The organism is Corallococcus aberystwythensis, from assembly GCF_003612165.1.
Classification (GTDB): Bacteria; Myxococcota; Myxococcia; order Myxococcales; family Myxococcaceae; genus Corallococcus; species Corallococcus aberystwythensis.
This window is the reverse complement of the sequence record NZ_RAWK01000465.1, coordinates 1-3746: the sequence shown is the minus strand read 5'-3', so window position 1 is coordinate 3746 and position 3746 is coordinate 1. Positions and strand designations below refer to the sequence as shown.

The following is a 3746-nucleotide window of genomic DNA, read 5'->3' as shown; positions in this document are numbered from 1 at the left end:
CGTTTTGGTGGGGCCGTGAAGGGGCTGGTCCCCGTCCTGGGGGAGCACACGTTCCTGGACCTCAAGCTCGCCGAGGCGCGCCGGTTGGGCGAGCGGCTGGGCCGCCCGGTGCCGGTGGCGGTGATGACCTCCTTCCTTACGCACGAGGCCATCGCCGCGCACCTGGAAGCCCGGGGGCTGGGGCGGGACGTGTTCCTCTTCCGGCAGCAGATGCTGCCCCGGCTCACGCCGGAGGGCGCCCTGTTCCGGGAGGCGGACGGGCAGCTGTCCTTCGCCCCTTCTGGCCATGGGGACGTGTTCCGCGCCCTGCGCGCGAGCGGGGTGGGGCAGACGCTGCGCCATCGCGGTGTGCGCTGCATGTACTTCTCCAACGTGGACAACCTGGCGGCGACGCTCGACCCGGTCGTCATCGGGATGCACCTGCAACGGGGCTGCGACATGACGGTGGAGGTGACGCCGCGGGCCAACCCCAGCGGCGCGCTGGACGCGGGCGCCGCGCCGGTGCGCGTGAACGGCCAGCTCCAGCTCGTGGAGAAGGTGGACCCCACGCAACATGCCTTCATCTCCACCAACAACATCACCTTCCAATTGGAGGCGATGTTGAACGAAGCGCTGCCCATTCCCTACCGGGTGGTCTCCAAGAAGGTGGACGGCGCGCCCGTCCTCCAGTTCGAGCAGGTGACGGCGGAGGCCAGCAGCCTCACCCGGCCGGATGGCCAGCCGCTCCTGTCGGTCGCCTTCATCGAGGTGGGGCGCACGGACCCCGCGACGAGCCGCTTCGAACCGGTGAAGGCCCCGGATGACCTTCCCCGGGTAGCGGAACGCCTGCGGTCCCGGCTGGAGGCCTTGCGTTAGGGGCTTCCTGTTCAGCATCACCGCCGGCGTGGCGGTGTTCTGAAAATGCGCGCTTTGGGGATAGAAGGAAGAAATGCGAACCTTCCTTCTAGCTGACCTGTCATTGATGGCCCTGCTCGCCGGTTGCGGCACGGACCCCTTCGAATCCTCCCCGGAGGCCGTGGCGTCGGTCGCCCAGGTCCTGGACACCCGCTTGACCTGCAACGTGCCCTTCAACGACGCGCCGCCCGCGACGCTGAATGCGGGCCTCATCGCCAGTCAGGTCACATCGGTGGTGGGGCTGAGCGACACGATGGGCGGCATCGGGGTGAAGCTGGAGCTGGTCAACAACCAGTACCCCACGCAATACGTCAACGTGGTGGAGTCCCGGAGCGCGGCAGGCGCGGGCTGGCAGACCAGCTACATCGTCGGGGACTGGCCCGGCGGGGTGAACCCCATCGTCTTCAACCAGGCGGCGGGCAACTCCCTGGGCGGACAGTGGGGTTACACGAACAGCTATGCCGCCACGGCCAGCGCCATCCACGCACTCGACTGGAATCCGCTCGTTTCGGATCACCTCATGGGCGCCTTGCCCCCCATCACCTTCAGTCCCTGCAGCGGCACCGGGTACGTGTTCGATGACGGTCAGGCCCACATCACGGGCACGCTCCTGGGGACGTCCGCGGGGTCGGTCATCCAATGGACCCACGCCTATTCGCTCCGGGCGCGGATGGCCCAGACCTGGCCCTGGGTGAGGGCGGAGCAGGCGCTCTACCTGCAGAAGTCCGTGGCCGCCATGGGCGACCTGCGCATCTACCTGAAGAAGGGAAGCACGGTGCACGGGCCCATCCGCCCGGTGAACCGCTTCACGATTCCCGACGCCGACTGCAACCCAAATTACCCGGGCTCCGGCTGCAACGCCTTCGGCTACAACTACGCGATCCTGGTCTGGAACATCTTCGGGACCGACGTGGGCATCCTCATCCGGAACCTCGAGGCTGGCATCAGCCTGAACATGGAAGAGACGACGTACTGCCAGGACGCGACCGATCTGACGTGCGGCAACATCAACTTCCATGTCTGGTCGGATCTGCAGAGCCAGAACATCTCCGCGGGCATGGTACGCACCGTGTCCCAGGATTATGTGATTGGCACGCTGCCCCAACTGGCGGCCATGGGCTACACCATCTATTAGGCGGCCCGGGGGCAGGGTTGGGTCTTGGTCGAGCGCCGTTTCCGTAAGAGCGCCCACCTGCGAGTACGTGAGATAAAGCCGGATGCCCGACTGGAAGCGGTTGCAGAAGCTCAACGACGGGGATCCCATCTGGTACTCGGATCCTCAGCTCGACACGAAGGATGAGGTCTGGCTCTACAACCAGGGGGGTGCCCTGCGCGTCTGGAGCGAGGGCACGCTCGACAAGGGGGACCCGAACGTCTTCAAGGGACTCGCGCCCGTCGAGCGACGGCACACCCTGTACCGGCTCAGCACCCTGCTTCACGTCGATGTCGAGGTGCGTGGCGCGCAGTCCCTCGTCTGCCGGGGGACGCTGAACGGCGCGCACCTCGTCTCCCGCATTGAGACCTCCCGGGTCGAGGCACTGCTGGCGCGCTACCGCAAGCTGGGCTTCAAGGACGGCGCGCCGTGGAACGCGACGAAGAAGTTCGTGACGAGCCGCCAGTACCACCGGGCTCCCGACAAGTACTGGGGGATCGTCGTGGACGGCGAGCATGTCTTCGAGGATCCCTCGAAACAAACGACCTTCGCGAACCGTGAAGCCGCCCTTGCCCGGGCCGAGCAGCGCGTTCGAGCCAAGGAGAAGGCGGGCTTCGTGCTCCACAACATCGAGCTCACCAAAGCCGAGTTTTCCAATCCGGAGCCCAAGCCCGCGCCGGGCGTGCCCAGGCGCGCGCCCCTGCCCAAGGGGCCCTCCTTCCCGAAGCCCCAGGACGCCTTCGAGGCCGTCGACGCGGCCATCGCGATGCTGAAGGACCTGCACGAGCGTTTTCCCACGGGGCACTTCGTCGCGGAGCAGCTCGACGCGGAGAAGGAGAAGAAGCGCATCGCCTCTGCCGAGGAGCATGTGTCCTTCTTCAAGCGCATGCACAAGGCTCGCATCGGGCGCTGGAGGACGGCGAAGCCGGGCAGGCCGAAGAAGCGCGAGTCCAGCTGGGATTACTTCCTGCGCGTGTATGGCTCCATCACCTGGATTGTCGGCAGCGGCGCCGACCAGGACCTGCCCATGTTCCTGTGCGGCAACGTCACCGGCGGCGGCTGGAGCTGCCTGGAGATTGCTGACGATCTCTACGCGATGGACGACCTCGTCGAAGCCACCGGCAACACGGACCTGGAGGACCTCCTCGTGTTCCACGGCGGGTGGCACACCTCCAGGTCCTTCGCGTTCGACTCCCGAGTGGTGTCCGCCGCGGGCGAGCTGTCCATCATCCCCTTCGACGAGGGAATGGAGAAGCTGCCCAGGCCCATGAAGCGCGAGCGCGTGCAGCCCTTCGGCTTGTGGCTCCACAAGCGCGTCACCCAGTTCGTGCGCACCGCGGAGGGAAACCTGCGCGAGGCGCTGTAGAGGCGAGCAAGAGAGCGCAGGGGAAAGCTGACGTCGAGTTCGCCCCCCGCCGCTTCATTCCTCGTGGCGCGCTGCCGGGTTCTCACCCGGAACTGAAGCGAGGTCGGCCATCGACACGAAGCTGGGTGCCAGCAGCATGAGCCTCGTGCATGACGAAGCCCCTTTCCGGTCCGTGCCGGGAAGGGGCTTTCTGTTTCATCGGGCGTGAGGCGCCGTCGGGTTACTCGAGGGTCGGGGCCTGGCTCATGCCGGCCGTCGGATCCGCGCTGCCCTGGCCGAGCGCGCCGCCCAACAGCGAGCTGCCCACGGAGCCAACGGCGCCGACGACGCCCG

3 protein-coding genes are annotated in these 3746 nt (G+C 67.0%); all 3 read left to right on the top strand.

The genetic code is table 11. The annotated features are described in order from the left end of the window. Positions 1-855: UTP--glucose-1-phosphate uridylyltransferase (locus D7W81_RS40350; RefSeq protein WP_120560629.1), on the top strand; the 855-nt coding region annotated here is incomplete at its 5' end. 73 nt (positions 856-928) lie between these two features. Beyond that, positions 929-2029, top strand: coding sequence for a hypothetical protein (locus D7W81_RS40345; protein WP_147445808.1), 1101 nt, complete (start codon positions 929-931; stop codon positions 2027-2029). Positions 2030-2111: 82 nt separating this feature from the next. Next, positions 2112-3413, top strand: a complete 1302-nt coding sequence (locus D7W81_RS43945) for a hypothetical protein (protein ID WP_244227776.1) — start codon at positions 2112-2114, stop codon at positions 3411-3413. Positions 3414-3746 lie beyond the last annotated feature (333 nt).

Bases quoted from the DNA above. Each gene is read 5' to 3' on its own strand.
- D7W81_RS43945 (WP_244227776.1), top strand. From the start codon at position 2,112: ATGCCCGACTGGAAGCGGTTGCAGAAGCTCAACGACGGGGATCCCATC.
- D7W81_RS40345 (WP_147445808.1), top strand. From the start codon at position 929: ATGCGAACCTTCCTTCTAGCTGACCTGTCATTGATGGCCCTGCTCGCC.